18 protein-coding genes and 3 pseudogenes are annotated in these 22,757 nt (G+C 59.2%); 12 read left to right on the top strand and 9 right to left on the bottom strand.

The window, feature by feature from the left end; translation table 11 throughout:
- Positions 1-72: 72 nt before the first annotated feature.
- Entirely contained in the window at positions 73-558 is a 486-nt protein-coding gene (locus tag ACR0IK_RS16855) for an acyloxyacyl hydrolase (RefSeq protein WP_480642371.1), read from the bottom strand.
- Positions 559-757: 199 nt separating this feature from the next.
- Between ACR0IK_RS16855 and ychF the strand changes: the two genes are divergently transcribed.
- The 7 genes from ychF to ACR0IK_RS16820 all read left to right on the top strand — a co-directional run bounded on the left by ychF (position 758) and on the right by ACR0IK_RS16820 (position 9,563).
- A complete protein-coding gene (gene ychF / locus ACR0IK_RS16850) occupies positions 758-1,855 on the top strand; it encodes a redox-regulated ATPase YchF (protein WP_480593684.1) in 1,098 nt (365 codons plus the stop codon).
- Between the two features lie 102 nt (positions 1,856-1,957).
- Entirely contained in the window at positions 1,958-2,500 is a 543-nt protein-coding gene (locus tag ACR0IK_RS16845; protein ID WP_480642370.1) for a hypothetical protein, read from the top strand.
- 177 nt (positions 2,501-2,677) lie between these two features.
- The gene (locus ACR0IK_RS16840; protein ID WP_480642369.1) at positions 2,678-3,559 is read left to right on the top strand and encodes a LysR family transcriptional regulator; all 882 of its coding nucleotides are present in this window, start codon (positions 2,678-2,680) and stop codon (positions 3,557-3,559) included.
- 85 nt (positions 3,560-3,644) lie between these two features.
- A complete protein-coding gene (locus ACR0IK_RS16835) occupies positions 3,645-5,348 on the top strand; it encodes an NAD(P)H-dependent oxidoreductase subunit E (protein WP_480642367.1) in 1,704 nt (567 codons plus the stop codon).
- A gap of 13 nt (positions 5,349-5,361) precedes the next feature.
- A complete protein-coding gene (gene fdhF / locus ACR0IK_RS16830) occupies positions 5,362-8,145 on the top strand; it encodes a formate dehydrogenase subunit alpha (protein ID WP_480642366.1) in 2,784 nt (927 codons plus the stop codon).
- A gap of 112 nt (positions 8,146-8,257) precedes the next feature.
- Complete coding sequence (locus ACR0IK_RS16825) at positions 8,258-9,046, top strand: cyclase family protein (protein ID WP_480642365.1); 789 nt, start codon at positions 8,258-8,260, stop codon at positions 9,044-9,046.
- A complete protein-coding gene (locus tag ACR0IK_RS16820; protein ID WP_480642363.1) occupies positions 9,039-9,563 on the top strand; it encodes a thioesterase family protein in 525 nt (174 codons plus the stop codon). Before ACR0IK_RS16825 ends, ACR0IK_RS16820 begins: the two co-directional genes overlap by 8 nt.
- Here ACR0IK_RS16820 and ACR0IK_RS16815 read toward each other — a convergent pair.
- The 4 genes and pseudogenes from ACR0IK_RS16815 to ACR0IK_RS16800 form a co-directional block, all read right to left on the bottom strand.
- Positions 9,557-13,603 (bottom strand): translocation/assembly module TamB domain-containing protein, encoded by a 4,047-nt coding sequence (locus ACR0IK_RS16815; protein WP_480642442.1) that lies wholly within the window; start codon positions 13,601-13,603, stop codon positions 9,557-9,559. The two genes, ACR0IK_RS16820 and ACR0IK_RS16815, sit on opposite strands and share 7 nt — an antisense overlap.
- Positions 13,604-13,635: 32 nt before the next feature.
- Positions 13,636-15,441, bottom strand: a complete 1,806-nt coding sequence (locus ACR0IK_RS16810; RefSeq protein WP_480642361.1) for an autotransporter assembly complex protein TamA — start codon at positions 15,439-15,441, stop codon at positions 13,636-13,638.
- Between the two features lie 145 nt (positions 15,442-15,586).
- Positions 15,587-16,394: pseudogene (locus ACR0IK_RS16805) on the bottom strand (urate hydroxylase PuuD); the annotation flags it as partial.
- Positions 16,342-16,839: a hydroxyisourate hydrolase gene (locus tag ACR0IK_RS16800; protein WP_480642359.1), complete on the bottom strand. Its 498-nt coding sequence runs from the start codon at positions 16,837-16,839 to the stop codon at positions 16,342-16,344. The pseudogene ACR0IK_RS16805 and the gene ACR0IK_RS16800, both read right to left, overlap by 53 nt.
- 246 nt (positions 16,840-17,085) lie before the next feature.
- Between ACR0IK_RS16800 and ACR0IK_RS16795 the strand changes: the two genes are divergently transcribed.
- From ACR0IK_RS16795 to ACR0IK_RS16785, 3 genes and pseudogenes are all read left to right on the top strand, one after another.
- Positions 17,086-17,226, top strand: coding sequence for a hypothetical protein (locus ACR0IK_RS16795; RefSeq protein WP_480642358.1), 141 nt, complete (start codon positions 17,086-17,088; stop codon positions 17,224-17,226).
- A 150-nt stretch (positions 17,227-17,376) separates the two neighbouring features.
- Positions 17,377-18,062, top strand: a pseudogene (gene uraD / locus ACR0IK_RS16790) (2-oxo-4-hydroxy-4-carboxy-5-ureidoimidazoline decarboxylase); the annotation flags it as partial.
- Entirely contained in the window at positions 18,041-18,337 is a 297-nt protein-coding gene (locus ACR0IK_RS16785; RefSeq protein ID WP_480642357.1) for an ureidoglycolate lyase, read from the top strand. The pseudogene uraD and the gene ACR0IK_RS16785, both read left to right, overlap by 22 nt.
- Here the strand turns inward: ACR0IK_RS16785 and ACR0IK_RS16780 are convergent.
- From ACR0IK_RS16780 to allE, 3 genes and pseudogenes are all read right to left on the bottom strand, one after another.
- On the bottom strand, positions 18,250-19,236 hold the full coding sequence (locus ACR0IK_RS16780; RefSeq protein WP_480642355.1) for a type I glyceraldehyde-3-phosphate dehydrogenase: 987 nt from the start codon (positions 19,234-19,236) through the stop codon (positions 18,250-18,252). The genes ACR0IK_RS16785 and ACR0IK_RS16780 overlap by 88 nt on opposite strands.
- 53 nt (positions 19,237-19,289) lie before the next feature.
- Positions 19,290-19,613: a hypothetical protein gene (locus ACR0IK_RS16775; protein ID WP_480593669.1), complete on the bottom strand. Its 324-nt coding sequence runs from the start codon at positions 19,611-19,613 to the stop codon at positions 19,290-19,292.
- A 125-nt stretch (positions 19,614-19,738) separates the two neighbouring features.
- Positions 19,739-20,382, bottom strand: a pseudogene (gene allE / locus ACR0IK_RS16770) ((S)-ureidoglycine aminohydrolase); the annotation flags it as partial.
- 104 nt (positions 20,383-20,486) lie between these two features.
- Here allE and ACR0IK_RS16765 point away from each other — a divergent pair.
- Positions 20,487-20,843: a hypothetical protein gene (locus ACR0IK_RS16765; RefSeq protein WP_480593668.1), complete on the top strand. Its 357-nt coding sequence runs from the start codon at positions 20,487-20,489 to the stop codon at positions 20,841-20,843.
- A 7-nt stretch (positions 20,844-20,850) separates the two neighbouring features.
- Here the strand turns inward: ACR0IK_RS16765 and ACR0IK_RS16760 are convergent, their stop codons facing one another.
- Positions 20,851-21,786 (bottom strand): 2-hydroxyacid dehydrogenase, encoded by a 936-nt coding sequence (locus tag ACR0IK_RS16760; protein ID WP_480593667.1) that lies wholly within the window; start codon positions 21,784-21,786, stop codon positions 20,851-20,853.
- 138 nt (positions 21,787-21,924) lie between these two features.
- On the opposite strand from ACR0IK_RS16760, the gene ACR0IK_RS16755 reads away from it, so the two are divergent.
- On the top strand, positions 21,925-22,731 hold the full coding sequence (locus tag ACR0IK_RS16755) for a thioesterase family protein (RefSeq protein ID WP_480593666.1): 807 nt from the start codon (positions 21,925-21,927) through the stop codon (positions 22,729-22,731).
- Positions 22,732-22,757: the final 26 nt, after the last annotated feature.

The raw sequence follows: 22,757 nt of genomic DNA, 5'->3' as shown, positions 1-22,757 counted from the left end.
TCCTTGCATTCAGAGTTGAACCTGATGTGCAGAAACTTTGCCCGGAAATCAATCCCGCCGGGTCAGATTGCCTCAGAACTGGTAGTGGTATCGCAGCAGGCCCGAGTTGACGCCGGGGTTTTCGTTGTTCGTGCTGGCGTTGGATTTGTGGGTGATTGCAAAGGACACCTTGTTGCCATTGTCCAGAGTGTACCCGAGGCCCAGCAGGCTGCGGATCTGGAATTCTCCGCCAAGATCGTTCAGGTCATCGCTATGGGAAAAGTACCCCGGCATGACACTACCTTCGACGAACCAGCGGTCGGCAAAGGTGTAGAAGCCGATCAGCCCGATGCCGATATGGACATTGCTTGCGGTATCCACTGTCAGGGCGCCGCCCCAGTTTGCGGAAAAGCGGGTGGCTTCGTGAAACGGGCGGTGATGATATTCAAGCGCGAATACCGCTTCGTCATCTGCTTCGCTGTCGGAAAAATCTGAGAACCCGGCGCCAAATACAAGGGATTGTGCTTGCGCCGTCTGGGCGGCCAGCAGCAGCGCAAGAGTTACGATAATTTTCTTCATGCCTACCATTCACTATTTGTTTGTTCATAACGTTCTATACGACGATCTTAGAGTGCGATTTCGAACCCCGGCAAGCTGCTGGGTAGTGAACATTTTCGTGATGTTGCAGATTGGACTTGGCCGGGTTGCTTGCAGTCCGGCTTGCGCATCGACCCGGACCTGCATAGAAGCACCCCTCGAATGGCTTCAGGAGACTGTCATGGGCTTTAAAATGGGAATCGTGGGTTTGCCGAATGTGGGCAAGTCGACACTCTTCAATGCGCTGACCAAAACCGCAGCCGCTCAGGCGGCAAATTTCCCGTTCTGCACGATTGAGCCCAACGTCGGTGACGTTGCTGTGCCTGATGACCGTCTGGATAAACTGGCGGCGATTGCAAGCTCGAAACAGATCATCCCCACGCGGATGACCTTCGTGGATATCGCGGGTCTGGTGAAGGGGGCCTCGAAGGGTGAAGGGCTGGGCAATCAGTTTCTGGCCAACATTCGTGAAACCGACGCCATCGCCCATGTACTGCGCTGTTTCGAAGATGGTGACGTGACCCATGTGGATGGCCGTGTTGACCCGGTGGCTGATGCCGACACCATCGAGACCGAACTGATGCTGGCCGATCTGGAAAGCATCGAAAAGCGCCGTGCCAATCTGGTGCGTAAGCTGAAGGGCAACGATAAGGAAGCGCAACAGCAGGACCGCCTGTTGTCCGCCGCGCAGGAGATGCTGGAAAGCGGCAAGCCTGCACGTCTGGTCGAGGTTTCGGACGAGGACGCCAAGGCCTGGAAGATGCTGCAACTGTTGACGACCAAACCTGTGCTCTACGTCTGTAACGTGTCTGAGGAAGAGGCCGCCGAGGGCAACGAATACTCAGCCAAAGTTGCCGAAATGGCCGCCGCGCAGGGCAACGCCCATGTCATCATCAGCGCCAAGATCGAAGAAGAGATCAGCCTGCTGGAAGACGATGAAGCCCAGATGTTCCTAGAGGAAATGGGCCTTGAAGAACCGGGCCTCGATCGCCTGATCCGCGCCGGTTATGACCTGCTCAAGCTGGAAACCTATTTCACGGTTGGCCCGAAAGAGGCCCGCGCCTGGACCATCCGCACCGGCACCGCCGCGCCGCAGGCCGCTGGCGTGATCCACGGTGACTTCGAAAAAGGCTTCATCCGCGCCGAGACCATCGCCTACGACGATTATGTTTCTGCCAATGGCGAGCAGGGTGCAAAAGAGGCGGGCAAGATGAGAGCCGAAGGCAAGGGCTACATCGTCAAGGATGGCGATGTCATGCACTTCTTGTTCAACACCTGAACGGCGACAGTTTCGGCCTGGCATTCTGCACGCTCGACATAAGGCGATTGGATGCCTCGTTTTGAGATTGAGAGCAGGCGTTTGATGTGAGATGCACGGAGCATGGGCGTAAACAATTTTATGCAGGCTAAAAGAAACCAACCGTCAAAACGGCAACGCTGGCAAGTCGGGGCGCTGGTTGAGATTCCGTTAGGTGAATGCTGTTGGGCTTTTGGGCAATTGGGGGAAGAGTATTTCGTTGCGGTTCTCGAAGGCTACTTTTCAGAGCGGCCGAAAATCGAGGATCTGATTGAACTACCGGTACTGTTCAAATCTTTTGTCTGTCGTGATGTTATTAGCAGAGGTTATTGGCTGAAAGTCGGCCGAGTTGAATCTCGTTGCGATGTCATCAGGGAGGACCTTCGCTTCAAACAGGACAAAACATCTGGGGTCCTTTCGCTTTGTCATTCTGACTTTGCAGAGCAAGGCGGGGAGCGACCAGCGCTTTTGAGCGAGTGCCTTGGGCTGGAAAGCGTTGCTGTTTGGGAAGCGAGCCACGTTGAAGATCGGATCATCGCTACACATGACGGCCAAGTGTGCAAATGGGTCAGTTCCTTGGCGATCGACTTACAAAAAGTTCCTGCGCACCAAAACGACATTCGCTAAAAGTCGTCTTAGCACTAACCACGACTTTGAATCTGGGTTACATTCTCCTGCCATTTACTTTCTGACGCAGTATGCCGAGTGTTCGTGCGGCTTCGAATTTCCATTCAGTCAACACATTTCTACGCATAGAAAACCCCGTTAGTATGGATTTTGATCCGCCAACCGAGAAGACCCCAAATGATCGAAATCCGCGACCTCCAACTCCTCAGCGCCCTGGCGCGGCATCAGCATTTTGCCAAGGCGGCCGAGGAATGCGGGATTTCGCAGCCTGCGTTCTCGATGCGCATCCGAAATCTTGAGGACCGGTTGGGTGTTTCCATTGTTCGTCGTGCCAACCGATTTCAGGGCCTGACCGAAGAGGGCGAGATGATCGTCCAGCGTGCGCGGCGGATCCTCGACGAAACCAAGGCGCTGGAACAGCAGGTTCTGGCCGCCAAGGGCGAGATCACCGGCACGCTGATTCTGGGCGTTATCCCAACGGCGACTGCATTCACTGGCCGCCTGACCAAACGATTGCGGCAGGCGCACCCCCGGATCGTTACGCGAATCGAAACCATGTCGGCCACAGCGATTCAACATCGGCTGGATGAGGGCAGTTTGGATGCGGGCATCACCTATGGTGACAGCATCGGCACCGATCTTCGGCAGGTGCAGCCATTGTACCAAGAGACCTATGTACTGTTGATCCCGTCTCACATGACCAGCGAGACCGGTCCGATCCCATGGGCGCGGGTGGCCGAATTCCCGCTTAGCCTGTTGGAGCCGCAAATGCAGAACCGACGCATTTTGGATCGGATTTTCGCCGAACAGGGGTTGCACCCGCAAGTTGTTGCAGAAACCAGTGGTTTCACTGCCTCGATGGTCATGGCACGCGAGGGGTTGGCTGCCACAGTCATCCCGCGCGTGTTGGTCAGCGCGCTGGGCGATTTGAAGGGAACGAAGGTATTGCCACTGGTCAATCCCGTGGTCAGCAAACCAATTTGTCTGGCAACTTTGTCTCGCGATCCGGAGCTGCCCACGGTTGAGGCTTTGCGGGCGGTGGTGACGTCTTTGCGGTGATAAGGTGTCGTTATCGTGCGATTGCAATAAGCGATTTGACGATATGTTATTCTGATGAGACACGGAGCCTCAATCGGAGGGCATCATGGCACCATTAGACACCAAGCCATCAGGCGCACCCAAGGGCGTCTGGAAGTCAGGTAAAGGCAAAGGGCGTCACACGCCCAAAGGCCGTCAGTTTACGGATGAGGCGCAGGCAGAAATTCATCGCCTGCTGGGTGACCGCCCGCGCCGTCGCGACCTGCTGATCGAATTCCTGCATTTGATTCAAGACGAACACGGCCATATCAGCGCCGACCATATTGCCGCGCTTGCGGTTGAGATGCGGATCGGACAGGCCGAGATTTACGAAACCGCGACCTTCTACGCCCATTTTGATGTGGTAAAAGAAGGTGAGACGCCTCCTCCGGCGTTGACCATCCGGGTTTGTGATTCCCTGTCCTGTGAAATGGCCGGTGCTCAGCAGCTGCAAAAAGCGCTGGAAGACGGTCTGGACCCGGCTGAGGTTCGTGTTGTCCGCGCGCCGTGCATGGGCCGCTGCGACACCGCTCCGGTGCTTGAGATCGGTCACAACCATATCGATCATGCGACCCCTGAAAAGGTGAAGGCCGCAATTGCTGCCAGTGACACGCACGCCCATCTGCCCGGCTACGAAGCCTTTGCCGCTTATGAGACAAACGGTGGCTACGCCAAGCTGAAAGAGCTGCGCGAAAGCGGCGATTGGGAGAAGGTGCAGGAAGACGTCCTGTCCTCAGGCCTGCGTGGTTTGGGTGGCGCTGGCTTCCCATCCGGCAAGAAATGGGGCTTTGTTCGCATGAACGAGGGCCCGCGCTATTTGGCCGTGAACGGGGACGAGGGCGAACCCGGCACGTTCAAGGACCGTTTTTACCTGGAGCGCACGCCGCATGTCTTCCTCGAAGGGATGCTGATCGCTGCCTGGGCGGTCGAGGCGGAAACCTGCTTTATCTACATGCGCGACGAATACCCGGCCGTTCTGGAAATCCTGCGCCGTGAGATCGCCGCGCTGGAACAGGCCGGGATTGTTGAGCCGGGTTACATCAATCTGCGCCGGGGTGCTGGCGCGTATATCTGCGGTGAAGAATCCGCGATGATCGAGTCGATCGAAGGCAAAAAGGGCCTGCCGCGTCACCGTCCTCCGTTCGTGGCGCAGGTTGGGGTCTTTAACCGCCCGACGCTCGTGCACAATGTCGAGACGCTCTATTGGGTCACCAAAGTCTGCCGCGAGGGGCCCGAGTGCCTCAACAGCACTGAAAAAAATGGCCGTAAGGGCCTGCGAAGCTATTCGGTCTCGGGCCGGGTGGCAAAGCCGGGCGTTTACATGCTGCCCGCCGGATCGACCATTCTGGACGTGATCGAAGCCGCTGGTGGGATGGTCGAAGGTCAGACCTTCAAAGCCTATCAGCCGGGCGGGCCGTCCTCAGGCTTGCTGCCTGCGTCGATGGATGACATCCCGCTGGATTTCGACACTCTGCAACCGCACGGTACTTTCATCGGTTCTGCTGCCGTTGTGGTTCTGTCCGATCAGGACACTGCCCGCGATGCCGCGCTGAACATGCTGCGGTTCTTCGAAGATGAAAGCTGTGGCCAGTGCACGCCTTGCCGGGCAGGCTGCGAAAAGGCGGTCAAACTGATGCAGGCCGACAAGTGGGACACCGATCTGTTGGAGGATTTGTGTCAAGTCATGGGCGACGCATCGATTTGCGGTCTGGGGCAGGCCGCTCCGAACCCGATCCGTCTGGTCATGAAACATTTCGCTGACGAAATCTGAGGGAGACAGAGCCATGCTTGATGCAAGCCCAAACAAGACCGTCACCTTCAACCTGAACGGCGAAGATGTCACCGTGCCCGAAGGCTGGACCATCTGGGAAGCGGCCAAGGGGCAGGGGTTCACCATTCCACACCTGTGCCACAAGCCGCAGCCGGGTTATCGCCCCGACGGCAATTGCCGCGCTTGTATGGTTGAGGTGGAAGGTGAACGCACTCTGGTCGCCTCGTGCATCCGTCCCGCGGCGGACGGTATGGTGGTCAAGACTGACTCGGAGCGCGCCGAGAAATCGCGCGCCATGGTCATGGAGCTGCTGGTCGCTGACCAGCCCGAGGAGGCGCACGACAAGTCCAGCCATTTCTGGGATATGGCCAAGCTGAACGATGTCAGCGACAGCCGTTTCCCGGCGAAAGAGGCCGAGAAAATCCCCCTGCTGGATGACAGCCACGTTGCGATGCGCGTCAATCTGGACGCCTGCATCAACTGCAACCTTTGCGTCCGGGCGTGCCGTGAAGTGCAGGTGAACGACGTGATCGGCATGGCCGGTCGTGGTCATACCGCGCAGGTGGTGTTCGATCAGAACGATCCGATGGGCAATTCAACCTGTGTGGCCTGTGGTGAATGCGTTCAGGCCTGCCCGACGGGAGCCTTGATGCCCGCCACCGTGCTGGACGACCAACAGAAGGGCGACAGCAAGGACTACGATAGCGAAACCGAAAGCGTCTGCCCGTTCTGTGGCGTGGGCTGTAAGGTCTCGCTGAAGGTCAAGGACGGCAAGGTGAAATATGTCGAGGGCATCAACGGCCCGGCAAACGAAGGCCGTCTGTGCGTCAAAGGCCGCTTCGGGTTCGACTACATCCACCACCCGCACCGTCTGACCAAGCCGCTGATCCGGCGTGAGGATGCGCCCGAGAAAGGTTTGAACGTCGATCCGGGTAACCTGTCGACCCATTTCCGCGAAGCGACATGGGAAGAAGCAATGGATCTGGCGGCCACCAAGCTGAAGGCCCTGCGCGACCAAGACCCGCGCAGCGTAGCAGGCTTCGGTTCGGCCAAATGCACCAACGAAGAAGCCTACCTGTTCCAGAAGTTCATCCGTCAGGGTTTCAAGCACAACAACGTCGACCACTGCACCCGTCTGTGCCACGCGTCGTCCGTGGCGGCACTGATCGAGAACGTCGGTTCCGGCGCTGTGACCGCGACCTTCAATGAGGTCGAGAACTCGGATGTGGTTATCATTATCGGTGCCAACCCGATCGAGAACCACCCTGTCGCGGCGACTTACTTCAAGCAGTTCGCCAAGCGCGGCGGCAAGCTGATCGTGATGGACCCGCGCGGCGTCGGCATGCGCAAGTTCGCCGATGAAATGCTGCAGTTCCGTCCGGGGGCTGATGTCTCGATGCTCAATGCGATCATGAACGTGATCGTCGAAGAAGAGCTGTATGACAGCCAGTACATCCACCGTTGGACCGAGAACTGGGAGGCCGAGAAAGAGCACCTGCGCCAGTTCACGCCCGAGGCGATGGCGCCGATCTGCGGCATCGAACCGGATCAGCTGCGCCGCGTGGCACGCACCTTTGCGCAGGCCAAGGCTGGTTTGATCTTCTGGGGTATGGGCGTCAGCCAGCACATCCACGGCACCGACAACTCGCGCTGTCTGATCAGCCTTGCGCTGATGACCGGCAACGTTGGTAAACCCGGCGCGGGCCTGCACCCGCTGCGTGGTCAGAACAACGTGCAGGGCGCATCCGATGCGGGCCTGATCCCGATGTTCCTGCCCGACTACCAGACCGTGACTGACGATGGCATTCGCGCCAAGTTCAACAATGTCTGGAATTCGGACGACTTCTCGAACGAGAAAGGTCTGACCGTCACCGAGATCATCGACCAGGCCTATGCTGGCAACATCAAGGGCATGTACATCATGGGTGAAAACCCGGCCATGTCCGACCCCGATGTGAACCACGCCCGAGAGGCGCTGGCCAAGCTGGACCTGATGATCGTGCAGGACATCTTCCTGACCGAGACGGCGAACTATGCCGACATCATACTGCCAGCCTCGGCGCTCTATGAGAAGAACGGCACGGTGTCGAACACCAACCGTCAGGTACAGCGTGTGCGTCCGGCCGTGACCCCTCCGGGTGCGGCGCGCGAAGACTGGAAAATCACGGTCGAACTGGCGCAGCGGATCGGTCTGAACTGGGATTACACCGATGTGTCTCAGGTCTTTGACGAGATGAAGTTGACGATGAACTCGCTCAACAACATCACTTGGGAGCGTCTGGAGACCGAGACTATCACCTATCCGTCGCTGTCCGAGACAGACCCGGGGCAGGCGATCGTGTTCGGTGACGGCTTCCCGCGTGCGGAAGGCCGGGCCCGGTTTACCCCGGCCAGCGTCATCCCGCCGGATGAAGCACCGGATGACGAATACCCGATGATCGCCACCACCGGCCGTCAATTGGAACACTGGCATACCGGTTCGATGACCCGTCGGTCGAACGTTCTGGACGCGGTGGAGCCCGAGGCGAACTGTTCGCTGAACCCGCGTACGCTTAAGCTGATGGGGATCGAACCGGGTGAGATGATCCGTCTGACCACCCGTCGCGGCTCGATTGAGATCATGGCGCGGGCCGACCGGGCGATTGCCGAGGATATGGTGTTCATCCCCTTCGCCTATGTCGAGGCGGCGGCGAATATCCTGACCAACTCGGCCATAGACCCCTATGGGAAGATCCCCGAGTTCAAGTTCTCGGCGATCCGGGTCGAAAAGATCGAAGACGCCGTCGCGGCGGAATAAGACCGACACTCACAAATCCAGGAAAGGCGGCCCCAAGGGTCGCCTTTTTTCTTTCCTTGACAGAGTGTTGCTTGCAGCCAAACCTGTCATCACCTTGGTGATGGAGGAGCATATGGCCCGCCGTTTTGTCGATCTGTCGGTTCCGCTGGAAACCGGGATCGTGTCCGACCCGCCGATCATGTTGCCCGGGATCGAGTATCTGACGCATGACCAAACCGCTGAGCAGGTGATGGAGTTCTTTCCCGGCCTTCAGAAAGACGACCTTCCAGGCGGCGAGGGTTGGGCCATCGAACGGCTGCAGATCGCCACCCATAACGGCACCCATCTGGACGCGCCCTATCACCATCATTCGACCATGAATAATGGCGAACGGGCGATTACCATCGACGAGGTGCCGCTGGAATGGTGCATGAATCCCGGCGTGAAACTGGATTTCCGGCATTTCGACGATGGCTATGTCGCGACTGCTGCCGATGTAGAAGCCGAGTTGAAACGGATCGGCCATGACCTGCAGCCGCTGGACATCGTGATCGTCAATACTTCGGCGGGCACGCAGTACGGACAGCCGGACTATCTGATGAAAGGCTGCGGTATGGGACGCGAGGCGACCTTGTACCTGACTGAACGCGGTGTGCGCGTGACCGGCACAGACGCCTGGAGCTGGGACGCACCCTTTCCCCTGACTGCACAGGAATACGGTGAAACCAAGGATGCCTCGATCATCTGGGAGGGGCATCGCGCCTCGATAGAGATCGGCTATTGCCATATCGAAAAGCTGACCAACCTCGAAGGTCTGCCACCCACCGGGTTCGAAATCTCGTGCTTTCCGTTCAAGATAAAAGGCGCCTCGGCAGGCTTTGTGCGGGCTGTCGCGATCTTTGAGGAGGTTGGTGATGAATAAACCTCTCAGCGGACATGATGGGCCTTATGATGCGCCGGTCGAAATCTGCGGGTTCTCGGTGTTGCCAGAATGGGTCGATTACAATGGTCACATGAACGTGGGTTTCTATGGCGTGGCCTTCGACATGGCGCTGGAAAAGCTGATGGTCGATCACCTCGGGCTGGGTGAGGTGCAGGTCAAGGCGCTGGGGCAGGGGCCGTACGTCCTACAATCCCACATGAATTTCCTGCGCGAGGTTCAGCCAGACGAGCCGTTCTATTACCGCTTTCGTATGCTGGATTCAGACCAGAAACGTGGCCACTACTTTGCGCAAATGCTGTCGGGAAAAGACGACGTCATCTGCGCCACGCAGGAAGCGCTGTTCATGAATGTCAGTCACACCAGTGGGCGGTCAGAACCTTACCCGGATTGGGCAGCGGCCCGGCTGGCCCGCATGGTCCGCGATCACGCCGGGCTGGAGGCCGCGCCGCAGGTCGGGCAGGCGATTGGCATCCGGCGGAAACAACGCCTTCAGTAATCCCGTTCGAAGAACAGGCCCAGACCGGTTTCGCCACGCCCGTCAACAGTGCCGCGCACAGTGAAACTGTCGGTGACGTCGAGGTTCAGGTTCACCTCGGTGTCGCCCTGGGTGTTGACGGTGAAATCGGTGTAGAGGTTGTCGCTCAGATAGGCTCCGGCCCCCAGACGACCGGCGCCGCCCTCGGTTGCCCCGATATCCACCGTGTCCACACCAGTCGAGTCTCGTAGCCCCTTGGTCGCGTCACCCCCCGCACCGCTGAGCTGCGCCAGGGACGCCGCCATCTGGGCAATGATAAAGGGTGACAGTTCCGAGAAACGATTGCCGAACAACAGCATGGCCAGTGCTTCTTCTGCCGGGCGTTCGGGGTCGGAATAGACGTCAACCTCGGGCGCATCCAGCGGGCCGGCGATTTCGATCGTGGCGGTGCCCTCAGAGGTGCTGGTTGACGAGGCGAACTCGATATACGGTGTCAGGTCCCCCTGCAGGGTCACGATGCCTTTGGTCAGGGCCAGTCTGCGGCCCAGAATGTCAAAATTTCCCCGGATCAGTTCGATCTGGCCGGAGGGTACAACCGACGCTGTCGTGCCACCAATGAACAGGTTTCCACCCAGTTCGGCATTAACGCCGCGACCGCGCACGAAAACTGCCTTGGGCGCCCGAAGGGTGACGCCCAGCGCAATACGGGAATCGCTTTTGGTCGCACCTTCCTCAACGACCAGCCGTGCCCGTTCGCGCGTGATATAGCCAGCCCGGCTTTCGTTGATGTGTTCGATCTCGGGGATCGGTGCAGCGCCCACAGCCCCTGCCGCGGCGGCGAGGTTGATGTTGGTCTCTTCAAACGTGATTTGCCCGGAAATGGTGCTGTTACCCGCCAGGGCCCCGGTCATGGCAATCTCGCCGTTCAGTGTGGTTTCATAGAGAAGCATGTCGGTCAGTACGAGCTGGTTGAGTTTGGTGACGATGTTGGCATTAAACGGCGGCGTCAGGTCCAGCGGACCCGAGATGGTAAAGTTGCCCCCGGCCCGCATTCCGCCGTTCAACGAAATCGTAGCCCGGCTTTGCGCCAATTCGACTGAACCGCTAATCCCGGTGACCGTCTGCCCGATATCGGGAATTGCGAGCGACGTCCCCGAGGTGGTGATGGAACCGCTGAGTGCGTTCAGTGAGGGCTTGCCTTTCAGGCGCAGATTGTGCCGTGCCGTTCCGTCGATTTTGTTGGGTGAGATGAACAGGTTAGCGACGCCAAGATTAATGCCACCCTGCGCTTGCAGGTCAGCCTCCCCAGAGGTCTCATCAAAGGTGCCTTTGACTGTGCTGCTGATCTCGGCGGGGCCATTGGCCGAGCCATCGATGGTCCAGACACCGTTCTTGCGTTTGGCATTGCCGGTTGCCGCGACAGTGCCGGGGAATTCGGGCGCGAAACGTTCGATCTTGTTCAGCTTGGCGTCGAAATCCAAATCTGCAGTACCATCCGTGTCCACCGTTCCGGTCAGTGCTGCGTAAGAACTGTCCGGTCCGCTCAGCCGCGTGGTGCCCTCAATACCCGATCTGGTTGGGGCGACATTTCCGTCCAGGGTCAGCGGTCCGGACATCGTGGTGAGGATACGGGAAAGATCATCAAGCTGAGCACTGAAATCCAGCCCGCCGGCGTCACGGTCCAGCTTGCCTGATGCGCTGGCGGACAAGGCTGTGCCCTGCAGGCGGAAAGTGCGGATATCCACCCCTTCCTCACCCTTTACTGCATCGACGGTCAGAGTCGTGCGGCCCTGAACCAGCTTGTCGACTATCTCGATACCGGTCTGAATATCGTCTGCATTCACGTCGCCCTGAATGTCGAAAACCTTGTTGGCGAGGGCCGCGCTGCCCTGAAGATTTGCCGAGATTGATCCGGCCAGGTCGCGATTGGCCAGCCCCGAGAACAGCGACAGATCTGGCGCATTCACCTGCGCCTTGCCATCCACCGCCAGATTGCCGGTGGGGTCATCAACGGTTGCTGCAACCTGCGCCGTCAGGGCGTTGCCGTCGACCGTGGCCTGCCGGATTTCGATCTGATCTGCCGTGCGCGCGCCATCCCAAGTGATCGTGGTTTTGCCGGACAGCAGAGGATCAATATCGGACATCCCGGTCTTGATATCCTGTCCGGTCACGCTGGCGGTGCCGTCGAATTCCAGCGTCTGCACCGTGCCAATGCCGTCCAGTTTCGCCTGCAGGGCACCGCCCAGTTCGCGTTTGGCCAGCCCGGAGAAGACCGACAGATCCGACGCATTCACGCTGGCTTGTCCGTCGATGGTCAGATTGCCGTCGGGCGTAGTGACCTCACCGCTGGCCTGCGCTTGCGCGGCTTCGCTGTTCAGGTCGAACTCGCGGATGGTGATGCCGTCGCTGCCACGGCTGCCATCCAGTGTGATCGTGGTCTCGCCTTTGATGACGGGGTCGATATCGTCGCGCCCGGTGACCAGATCGCGTCCCTCGACCACCACTTTGCCGTCAAAGCTCCGTTCCAACGGAGAGCCCTTGCCCGTAACCCTGACCGAAGCAGTTCCACCCAGATCAAGCTGCGCGAGATCCGAAAACCGCGAAAGGTCAGATGCGTCGAGCGCGGCTGACCCATCTACCGTCAACCCGCTGGTAAGCCCGTCGATCAACGCGTCCAGCGCCAACGTGTAATCGGTTCCCACCAACTCGAAACCCGACAGATTCAGAGACTGATCGCTGCCGTAGTCGAATTGGCCGTCCAGCGTGATGCGCTCGCCCAAAGCGGTATTCAACGCTTGATCGTTCAGGTCGATTCCGTCAACGATAGCCTGCAGATCACCGATGACGGTGAACGCATCGCCCTGTTCCAACGTGCCTTGCGCGGTGATCCGGGCTTTTTCAAGTTTCGCCTGCGGCGATTGAAACGCGTCTGCCGTCAGGCTCAGATCCCACAGGTTACCGTTCTTCTGATCGAACAGGGCAGAAATCTGTGCCGCCTCGATCGAGGTATCCCCGCCCGCAACCGGCAGCACTACGGTATTCCCATCCGGTGGAGTGATCCTGCCCTGCAAGGCTGCAAGCTGCAGACTGCCGCCTTCAGCCAACTGCAGCTCACCTTTCAGGTTTAGCGCCTGGGTGGTCAGTTCCAGATCAGAGACATCCAGCGCGCCTTGGGGTTTGGTCTGGCCGTCCACGAAAAGCCGCGTTCTGGGGCCGAAGAACGGGTCCAGATCTTCGGCCATGAAGGGGGTCAGGTCGCCACCCAGATCGGCGGTAAAGGCTATGCCGTCCGCTGCGCCGGTTTCCGCCGCGCGCAGCTCAACCTGTCCTGTCACCCTTGGCTGCTTGTCGCTGCTCAGGGCAATATCGGCAGTGAAATCGGTCAGGGGGCCCGCGCCCTTGGCCGTAAAGCCGATCGGCGGGCTGTCGGGGATATTCAGCGCGGTCGAAATCAGGCCGCCCTCAGCTTCGTTCACATCCAGATCCAAATTGATTTCACGCGAGGCGTTCTGGAACCCGGCGGTCAGCTTGATTCTGTCGCCGGCGCGGTCCAGTCGGGTGATGTCCAGTTTGGTGTCCAGGGTGCCATCGGCCAGCGACAGGTTGCCGGTCACGGACAATGCGGCAGAAACCCCGATCAAGGGTTTGCCCAGCAACAACTCATCCACCCGAATCTCGCCGATTTCGACAGAGACGGGCAATTCGGGCAGTTGAAAGGGCTTGGTCTCAACCGAGGGGGGCGGGGCCTCTTTGGTCGTCGTGCCGGGCGCACGGGCGATGTCAATTTCCTGCGCTGTCAGGGCATTGACGGAAAACCGCCCCCGGATCAGGGCCAGCCGGTTCCAGTCCAATTCGGCATCCTTGATGGTCAGCCAAACGCCTTCATCGTCCGATACAGTGATCTCCTGGATCGTGGCGCGAGCGCTAAGGGCACCTTGCAGCCCCTTGACGGTGACGTTCTGATCGTCGCCCGATAGCGTGTCCTGCAGGAACCGTTCCAGCATACTGCCTCCGCCCTCATCCTCCTGCGCGATCACAGGAGGGGCAGTCACGATCAGCATCGTGGTCACAACAGGATATGCGTAGCGCCGTATCAAAATGCCTGTCCGATCCCGATATAGAATTGTAGACCGTCGCCGGTATCGCCCTGTACCGGCAGGGCAAGGTCCAGACGCAGCGGGCCAAACCCGCCCAGATCATAACGGACCCCTAGACCTGCACCCGAGTGGTATTCGGCTCCGCTGCCAATAAAGGATGACGTGTCCACGGTACCAAAATCATAAAACCCAACAAGGGATATTGTGTCTGTGATCTTTCCGCGAACCTCACCGGACAGCCCAAGGAAGGACTTGCCCCCCGCCACGCCGCCGTTGACCGGGATGCCAAGGCTTTCAAAGGGTTGCCCGCGTACGGTTCCCGCACCGCCCGAGAAGAACAGGAAATCCGGCGTCACACCGCTTGCTGAGGGGCCGATCACCGATCCCAGCTGAGCACGGCCCGCGAGAACAAGACGCCCTCCGGTGTTCAGGCTGGTATAGGCGCGCCCGTCAAAGAACAGCCGAATGCCATTCTGTGTGCCGGACAGCCCTGCAAAGGGCATGGCCTGTGCATCCAGATAAAACCCGCGCGTGGCGCTGACCTTGCTGTCGCGCTCATCCCATTCCGAGCGGAACGGGATGATGAAGTACCGAAATTTGCGGCCGCTGCCATAGGCGTCATCCGCATCCGACCACTGGAATCCGGCCGAGGCTTCGGCATAGAGCCGGTCGGAAAATGTGCGCCGCGCACCATAGGCCAACGAAGCGACCGAGACATTATAGTTCTCGGTGTTGCGCCGCTCCAGCAGGGCGCTCCAGAAGGTGTTGTCATCCGGACCCAGCCGGTCAGGCTGATCCAGACGCAGGCCGATCCGGCCGTCCAGGTCCTCGGACCCGCCGATGTTGCGCAGCGCGGCTTCGAACCGCAGCCGTTCGGCGCGGCGGAACACGTTGCGGTGGGTCCAGGTTGCGGTCACGTCCAGCCCGGCGTTCGAGGCAAGCTCGACCCCGAAGGTCAGGCGGCGTTTGGGCATGTCTTCGAACGTGGCGTCGAAATCCAGCGTGCCGTCGGGGTTGGGGGTTTCGTGCTCCTCGATCGACACGACGCTGAACGTGCCGGTGCGGCGCAACCGTGTGCCGACCCGCTGGATTTTCGCCGGCGAATAGACTTCGCCTGACGGGAACCCGGCGATCTTTTCAATCGACCGGTGCCGAACATCTGTGTTACCCTTGATGATCATCTTGCCAAAGGTCAGACGCGGACCCGGTGCAAGGTCGATCTCGGCGTCCAGCCGTTTCTGCGCATGGCGGGCGATGACCTTTTGGCCTTCGACTTCGGCCTTGGCGTGGCCGGTATCGCGCCACCCCTGCACCCCGGCCGAGGCCGCCTGCTGAATGGCGCCGGTCGTGGCCAGTTTGCCGGGGGCGAATTCTTCGGGCAGGACGGTATCCGGCGCGACGGGTTCAACGATGGCGGTGCCGAACGTGAAGGTTGGGCCAGTATTTACCGTGATAACAGCGCGGTTGATTGCGTTCGGCACGGTAAGCGAGCTCATGTCCGCTGCTTCCTGCCCGTCCAGTTTGATGCTGACGACTGGACTGAAATAGCCTTCGTCGTACAAAATCTGAACGATGGTGCGGTAATCCGACAAAGCGGCGGACAGGATTTCCAGCGGCGTATCCAGGCCTCTGTTTTCAGCGGTTGCAACCGAGGACGTTTCTTCAATGCGTTCAATCAACGCCTTCGGGGCTCCGGGTGCCGAGAGCGTCGTTTCAAGCGCGACCAGTGACGAGGGAAAAGCGGCGGCAGCCATGCCAAGAAAACAGTAATTCACAAAGGCCCGTGGCCTGCTTACCCGCATCGAATGGCTCCAACTGCCCCAAGTCGAAATCAATTTCACCGTTTTATGAAACGCAACGGCTCATTGCATTCATGTTAGAGCATCAGTTTCTATGCAGGGAAAGAGATTATCGTAAACAAAGCTGAATTTAGGGGGCCTGTTGTGGTCAAGACCCGGCATTTTGGAGCCAGAGGATGATTGCGGCGCGATCTTCGGGCTCCACGTCGACCACATCGGCGGTCGGCACAGCGTGGGTGACACCTACCTGTAGTTAATTTGTCTGGCATTTCGGAAAATGGTGCCTGCGGTTTCCAGCAAGACACCTTTTGGTGCCCACTAAATGCCCTTCGACACCGGTTTGATGGCAATGAACAAAACAGTGGTGACGGCCCAGATCCAGGTCGGGTTCCCTGCGCAGGCAGGGCGCGAGTTGAAGTAATGCCGGATGGTGACGCCCATCAGGAAACCAGCGTGGCGATGATCCAGCTGTTTTCGGTCGCAAACGCCAGCGGGTGGTGGTTCGACAGCATTTGGAACACGACCGGCAGCATCAGGTAGTTGTCGTGGGGCGAGCGCAGATTGGCGATCACGATCGTTGCGGTGAACGCCCCCAGATGCAGCATCATAGTGCGGCCGGTGAAGAACTGGTTATGGCTCCAGCCCATCGCCACCTGCAGCTCCATCAGTAGGGTAGGTCGCTTACTCAGCCCTGATCTGCAGGGAAAGTCGTAGATCAGCCAGTCCGCGGTCAGAATAGCTTCTGGGATCACGACGCCTTGCCACAATTCCAGATCGGTTTTTTCAACATCGATCAGATACAGCTTACCTTCGACACAATAAACCAACATCAAAAGCACGGCGCCGCTCAGCCCGGTCGCGCAGCTTTCCCGTTTGAACCATGTCAGGTGGTTCGGCATCCTCTCAGGCGCGACCAGGAATTTCTGGATGCGATAGAATGCACCGCAGAGCACCTGCCGCGCCACGCCTGAAAGGCTTGGCGCTTGGTCCAACGGGAGGCGCTCCGTCAGGGGCAGCCGATGGGTGGGAGCTCTGTGGGTAGCATTCAACTGCCACGATGGATCGAGTAGCCCGAGGGTAACGGCAACAATGGCACGTGGTAGGGCGCATCCGCGTCAAACATGCCGAAACAGGTCGGCACCTGATCCGAAAGCAGTGGGTCCTCGGTGGCCTGACCTGCGGTGCGCAGATAGTCTCGGCAAAGAAAACAAGCTTAAATGAGCCTGTATTGAAGTCTTTTTGCGGTAGAGCCGGGTTGTTGATCCAGGCGTCGGAATTGGTTTCGGTCTCGGCCAGTTTGCAGCGGGTTTCCTTGGTGACGTCGTTCAGGGCGATCTTCAGCCCTTTCGCCGGGCAATCGCGCGCCGTTTCCAGAACGTGGGTTGCCCGATAGCAAGCCACGGGGTCTTCTTTGATTTGCCTTTAGCTATTTCGCAGTCTGGCGCAAAGCTTGAAACAGTGGAAATGCCGAAAGAACCGGAAACAGCGCTCGGATTAGTCCGACAATCAAAATCGCATTTCCGGGCTATGTCCGAAGAAACGTACAGGAACGGAAGATACCACGTAGCCGCCTCGATACGCTCGTGACTTGACCGGGCATGGAACCAACCCGCCCAACGCCCAGCGGAGCGGGGAGAGAAGTCGGCCGTGCAAACCGTGCTGAACTACGAAGTGGGCGGCAAACACATTGTCCTGCACCGCGACACGGCGTCCGATGCTCTTCTGTCCGAAGTCGTGGGAGCCGTGACATGGCCCGAGCGGCGGAAATGGAGTAAGGAACCGATTTAAGAATACGGGTCGCGCGCAGGGTTTTGACGTCTGCTACGGTTTATTTAGGGTTTGCGGATCGCGGTTTACGGCGTGGTGACGGCTTTGGTGAGGTCGCCGGATCAAGTGGCGGTGAATAATGCGAGAGGCTGGGATATGGCCAGCCACGGCCTGAAATGGGTCCAGCGCATGGATGTGCCTGAGGCCGAAGAGCACGCGCAGAAAACCGAGGCCTTCCGACTGCATGTCGCAGTTATGGGTGAACGCCCGCGTGGTTGGTGTACTGGGTGTTGTTCTAACAATAAAATTCGGCTGGTGGCTGAAGAAGGCGGTTTTGACTATGTGGCCGACACGACTGCCGGTGATCTGCCCTACTGGACGCAGACCGACGGGCGGGATCAATTGATTGTGCCGTAAACGCTGGATTGCGGAAAAAGCCTTTGATTTGGAATCTTGACTGGTTCGTGACAATGCGGGTGGCATGCACAATGCACTGTCGCGCGTGTTCCGCTCGGCCTCTGAAGATGAGCGTCTGGGTGTGTTGACCGGGCAACCTGATTTGGCGGACAAGCTGGCTCAGGCCATGCGGTGGACGCAGGAAAGTTCGTCCGAACAGGCCTCGGCGGGTTGGATGCTTTGACGGATCAGGAGCGCGTCACTATCACGATCTGAAACAGCGCTACACCGAGAAGTTTGGCTTTCCATTCATCATCGTGGTGCACGATCACGACACGGCGTCTATCTTTCAGGCGTTTCAATAGAGGATCGAGCAGGACCGCGATGCGGAAACCGCCGAAGCTTGCCGTCAGGTTGAACGGATCGCGGAATTTCGTTTGTGGGACGTATTGCTCTTGTGAGCTGCCGGATCGTTGTTGCGCCGCTGATCGCCGAGGTTTTCTCGCCCTTTGGCGATGTGATCGAGATTGCGGGCGAACCGGGCAAGATCATTAATCAGGGTCAGTGTGGTCGTTATCAGGATCGCCCTGGGCTGGAATTTCCCGATGGCCGGGCTAGGCAGGTCCGCCGGCTGCGGTATCGCAAGGGTCAGGGTTGCGCCATCAGGCGGGCAACGTCGAGCATGCGTGCAGAAAAGCCCCATTCATTGTCATACCAACCGAATACGCGCACCTGATGGTCACCGATCATTCGCGTTTCGGGGCCGGCGATGACCAGTGATTCCGGTCTGGTCCGCAGGTCTGACGAAACTAGCGGGTGGTCTGTCCAGCCCAGAACGGAAGAGTGTGTGACGCCTTTGCGCAGCTCCGCGTCGAACTCGGTGACCGACATGCCGCGGTCCAAGGTCGCGACCAGATCGACTGCGGACACGCTGGCGGTTGGAACACGCACCGCCGCGCCTGAGATACGGCCTGCGAGGTGGGGCATGACCTCATCGATCAGATGCGTGGCGCTGGTGGTGGTGGGGACCATGGATAACGCCCCCGCCCGTGACCGGGCGAGATCGCCACGTGGCGCATCCACCATGGGCTGGCTGTTGGTGTAGCAGTGGATCGTTGTCATATGGGCCGAGGCGATGCCTCCGATCCCGTCCAGAATCTTGATCAGCGGGGCCAACCCGTTGGTGGTGCAGGACGCGTTCGATACGATCCGGGCGTTGCCCAGGTGATCCTCGTTGGCACCCAGAACGATAGTTACCTCGGTGGCCGGTGAAGGGCCGGAGATCAGCACTTTGCCTGCCCCCGCGGTCAACCCCTGACCGGCCACGTCCGAGGTACGTGCAACACCGGTGCAATCCATAAGGACGTCGACCCCGGTCAGATCCACACGTGACAAATCCGGGCTGTGGGTGACCGGTATGGAATGGCCGTCGACCACCAAGGCCTCGTCACCGGCCTCGACCGATCCAGGATAAGGGCCGAAGGTGCTGTCGTATTTGAACAGATAGGCACAAGTTTCGAGCGGCGCGATATCGTTGATCAGCACCAGTTCAACATCATTGTCCTGCGGCAAAGCCAGCAGCTGCCGCAGGATCGTGCGGCCGATGCGGCCGAATCCGTTGATCGCAAGTTTCATGCGTAAGCTATGGCAGCGGGTTGCGCTGACCTCAATGCCGTTTCGACCTCAGGTCAGTTGCAGCTGACCTGAGAGAAGAACTGCCCCGAAATGTTCTGATACATGCTGGCCCGGAGCGGCTTGCAGCCGGTCGCCGCCTGAATGGCCGCCATGGCTTGGATGGTGCGCAGGCGCGGCGGCGGACCAAACGGGTTCAGGTTGTTGTTGTCACGGGTTGCGCGATACACGACCGGAGCATCCGAGACTTGCGTAACGGCCCATGTGCGGCTCATGACGAATACCGATTTGGTTTCCTCTTTGGCGGCAACGGGGGTTGCCTCCAGGGCCATCAGGCCAATTACAGCTGCCAGTGCCAGCATCGATCCGCGCAGTACCATTGAACAATCTCCAGTGCTAAAAACCGGTGTTATTTCACCAGATTCAAGCGCTTCTGTGAACCCCCGCACCGGAAAAAGCCAATTTGACGTCAGCGTTTAGGCAACGACAGCGGTATATGGCGTTTCTAATCCTTGTAGAGCAGATAGCGGAATCGCCCCGGCCCGCCCGCATATCACGCCTGCGGGCAGAAGGCGTGCAGCCACATGTAGTCGTCGGCTTCGACTTCGATCCAATCCTGATTGAGCCGGCGGACCGCTTTGCCTTCAAGCACATAAAAACCATGTTCCATCACGTGTGTATTGGCAAAAGGGAACACGCCACCGGATTCGAAATTGACGGTATCCACATGCATGTCGTGGCGCAGGTCCCGTGAGTCGGCGAAGCGGGCGGTGGACCAGCGGCCCTCGGTGCCAGGTACCTCAACATGGGTCACGTCGCGTTCATTGGTGATGATCGGATCGGGGCGGGCAGGCAGTGGACGGTTTCATAGGTTATGCGGACCAAGTGGAAACGGGCGGTTGCTTTGGTGCTGTTGTGCAGGTGCCATACAGAGTCGGCCGGAATACATGCGTATCCGCATATGTCCAGCTGTTGCACCTCGCCGCGCAGTGTCAGCGTCATTTCACCTTCCACCACGAACAGTAAGCCTTGTGCCTGCGGGTCGGCTTCGGGGCGGTCGCTATCGCCGCCGGGCTGCATTTCCATGATCTATTTCGAGAAGGTCTCGGAAAACCCGCTGTGGGGGCGGAACGGTAACCAGGGTCGCGAAAGTTTGTTCGGAGTACTTTGAAGGTCGCCTAACGGGGGCTTGGCCCCGGTTCGCTGGCGGTATAATCTTGAATGCAAATCTTTTTCAGCAAGGCGAGGCGATCATGAAAGCCTGGATTTCTTCTACACTGGCGGCGGTTATTGTTCTTGGAGCGGCGGCGGTCGTCCATGCTAAGCCGATTTCACGAATTATTGCCGAAATGGGGCTGACGCCTGCAGACTTCGAAGTCGTGAACTTGACTGCAGATGCGATGCTTGCGGACGGGACACCCCAGGTCGGTGAAGAAAGCACCTGGGTGAATGACGCGTCTGGGTCCAAGGGCACAATCCGTGTCCGCGATGTGCGGGACAACTGCGTTCATCTGCAGCACTTTATTCAGCCCGAAGGATCTGATCAGACCCGAGAGGTCCGGACCCGTCGCTGCCGCGATGCGGGTGGCAACTGGATCCTGACACCCTGATTAAGGTTTAGTAGCCGCGCGCCCTGTCAACCTCGTGCAGCAGGGGTTTTCCCGCGGCCAGCCGCTGAAAGTTCTCGCCTACATCTGACAGTGCCTCGCCCAGGTGCCAGCCTGACACATGCGGTGTGATGGTGACGCCCCGATGCGCCCAGAGAGGGCTGTCCGAGGGCAGCGGTTCATTTGAGGTCACATCCAGAACCGCATGGCCGGGGGTGCCGTTGTCCAGCGCTGCGATCAGCGCAGTTTCGTCGATCAGATCACCCCGACCGGCATTCAGTAACTGGCTGCCCGGTTTCATCGCGGCCAGCATCCCGGCATCGAACAGCCTGACGGTCTGAGGGGTCGAGGGCAGGATCGCGCAGACATGATCGCACTGGCCCAGCAAATCGGGCAGCGCATCATCGCCATGCAGGCACGTCACGCCGTCGATCTGTTTGGGGGAACGGCTCCAGCCCATGACTTGAAACCCGACCGCCCGCAGCATCTTGGCGCTGCGCGCGCCGATATGGCCCAGGCCCAGAACACCCACCACAGTATCGGGGGAATAAAGCGGCGCCCTGGGCAGCCATTCCGCGCGGCGCTGGGCAGCCTCGTGAAAGCCCATGTGGCGTTGATGGCGCAAAATGTAAGCCACGAACCATTCGGCGATGCCCTGCGCGGGGGCGTCCGGTTTCAGCCGAGCGACGCGCACATGCTGGGGAAGGTTGGGATTGCTGACGATGGTCTCGACCCCGGCGCCCAGCTTTTGCACCAGTTTAAGGTTCGGCAGGCGTTTGGGGTGGTCGTCGCTCAACCCGACGACGGCGATCATGGTGATGTCGGCAGGATCTCCAAGGCTGTCCGGCGTCCGCACATCCGCGTCGGGATGCAGCCGCTTGATATCGCGAGCAATATCGCTGTCGCTGATCCAGTCAGACAACCCGGTTTCGATCAACAACGCCATGCCGCACCTCCCACTGCTTCAATTTGCGTTATGTCCCGCCGCGGAACTGGACATTTTCCCCGCAGCTAAGTCATTCTCCGGCCCAAGGTAAAGCCCGGTCTTTTCGTCGGGTGAACAGAAAAACACTTGAGGTAGCCCATGAGCGGGACATCAGAGCTAAGCCGACAGGCATATTTTCATCTGCGCGATGACGGTGCATTTGTGGGCTGTGATCCGGCGCGCGGACCGTGGTCTGCCGATCACTGCCACGCAGGGCCGGTCAGCGGCCTGATCGTGCGGGCGGCAGAAACCGAGGTTGGCCCCGAGAAGATGCTGACCCGTCTGACCGTCGACCTGCTGCGGCCGCAACCTTTGGCGGGGCTGCGTGTGGCGGCGGAAACCACCCGCCATACCAAGACGCTGGCGACCACGCGGGTCACAGTGCATGATCTGGATGACAGGCTCTGCGCCACCGCGACGACCATGCATCTGGCGCGACGCGATCTGGGACCGGTTCCGAATGTGACGATAGCTCCACCCCGGTTGGAAGACGCGGTGACCGGTCCGTTCCCGATCGGCGAGGTCCGCCATGATCTGCCCGGCTTCGCCAATCACTCTGATGTGTTGTATCCGAAGGACGGCAATCAGGGAGCCGGGCCCAAGACCGTCTGGATGCGTGTACCAGCCCTGTTGGAGGGAGAGGCTCCATCGCCGATACAGGCGCTGTGCCCGCTGGCCGATTGCGGCAATGGTATCTCGTGGAACGCGCCGACAACCGAGATGGGGTTTATGAATACTGATCTGACAGTTCAGATCCATCGAGAACCCGTTTCGGATTGGTTGGCTTCGGAGTCGTTGTGCCACTGGCAACCTTCGGGGATCGGGATGTCTCAATCGGTGCTCTATGACACCGAAGGGCCAGTGGGAACGGCCTTGCAAACGCTGGTCCTGTTTCCGCCGGCCTGATCTTTTGGCCGATTTATGCACGTCAT

The organism is Ruegeria sp. BF7 (genome assembly GCF_056538605.1).
The sequence above is the reverse complement of the archived record's forward strand: the minus strand, read 5'-3'. Positions and strand labels throughout refer to the sequence as shown.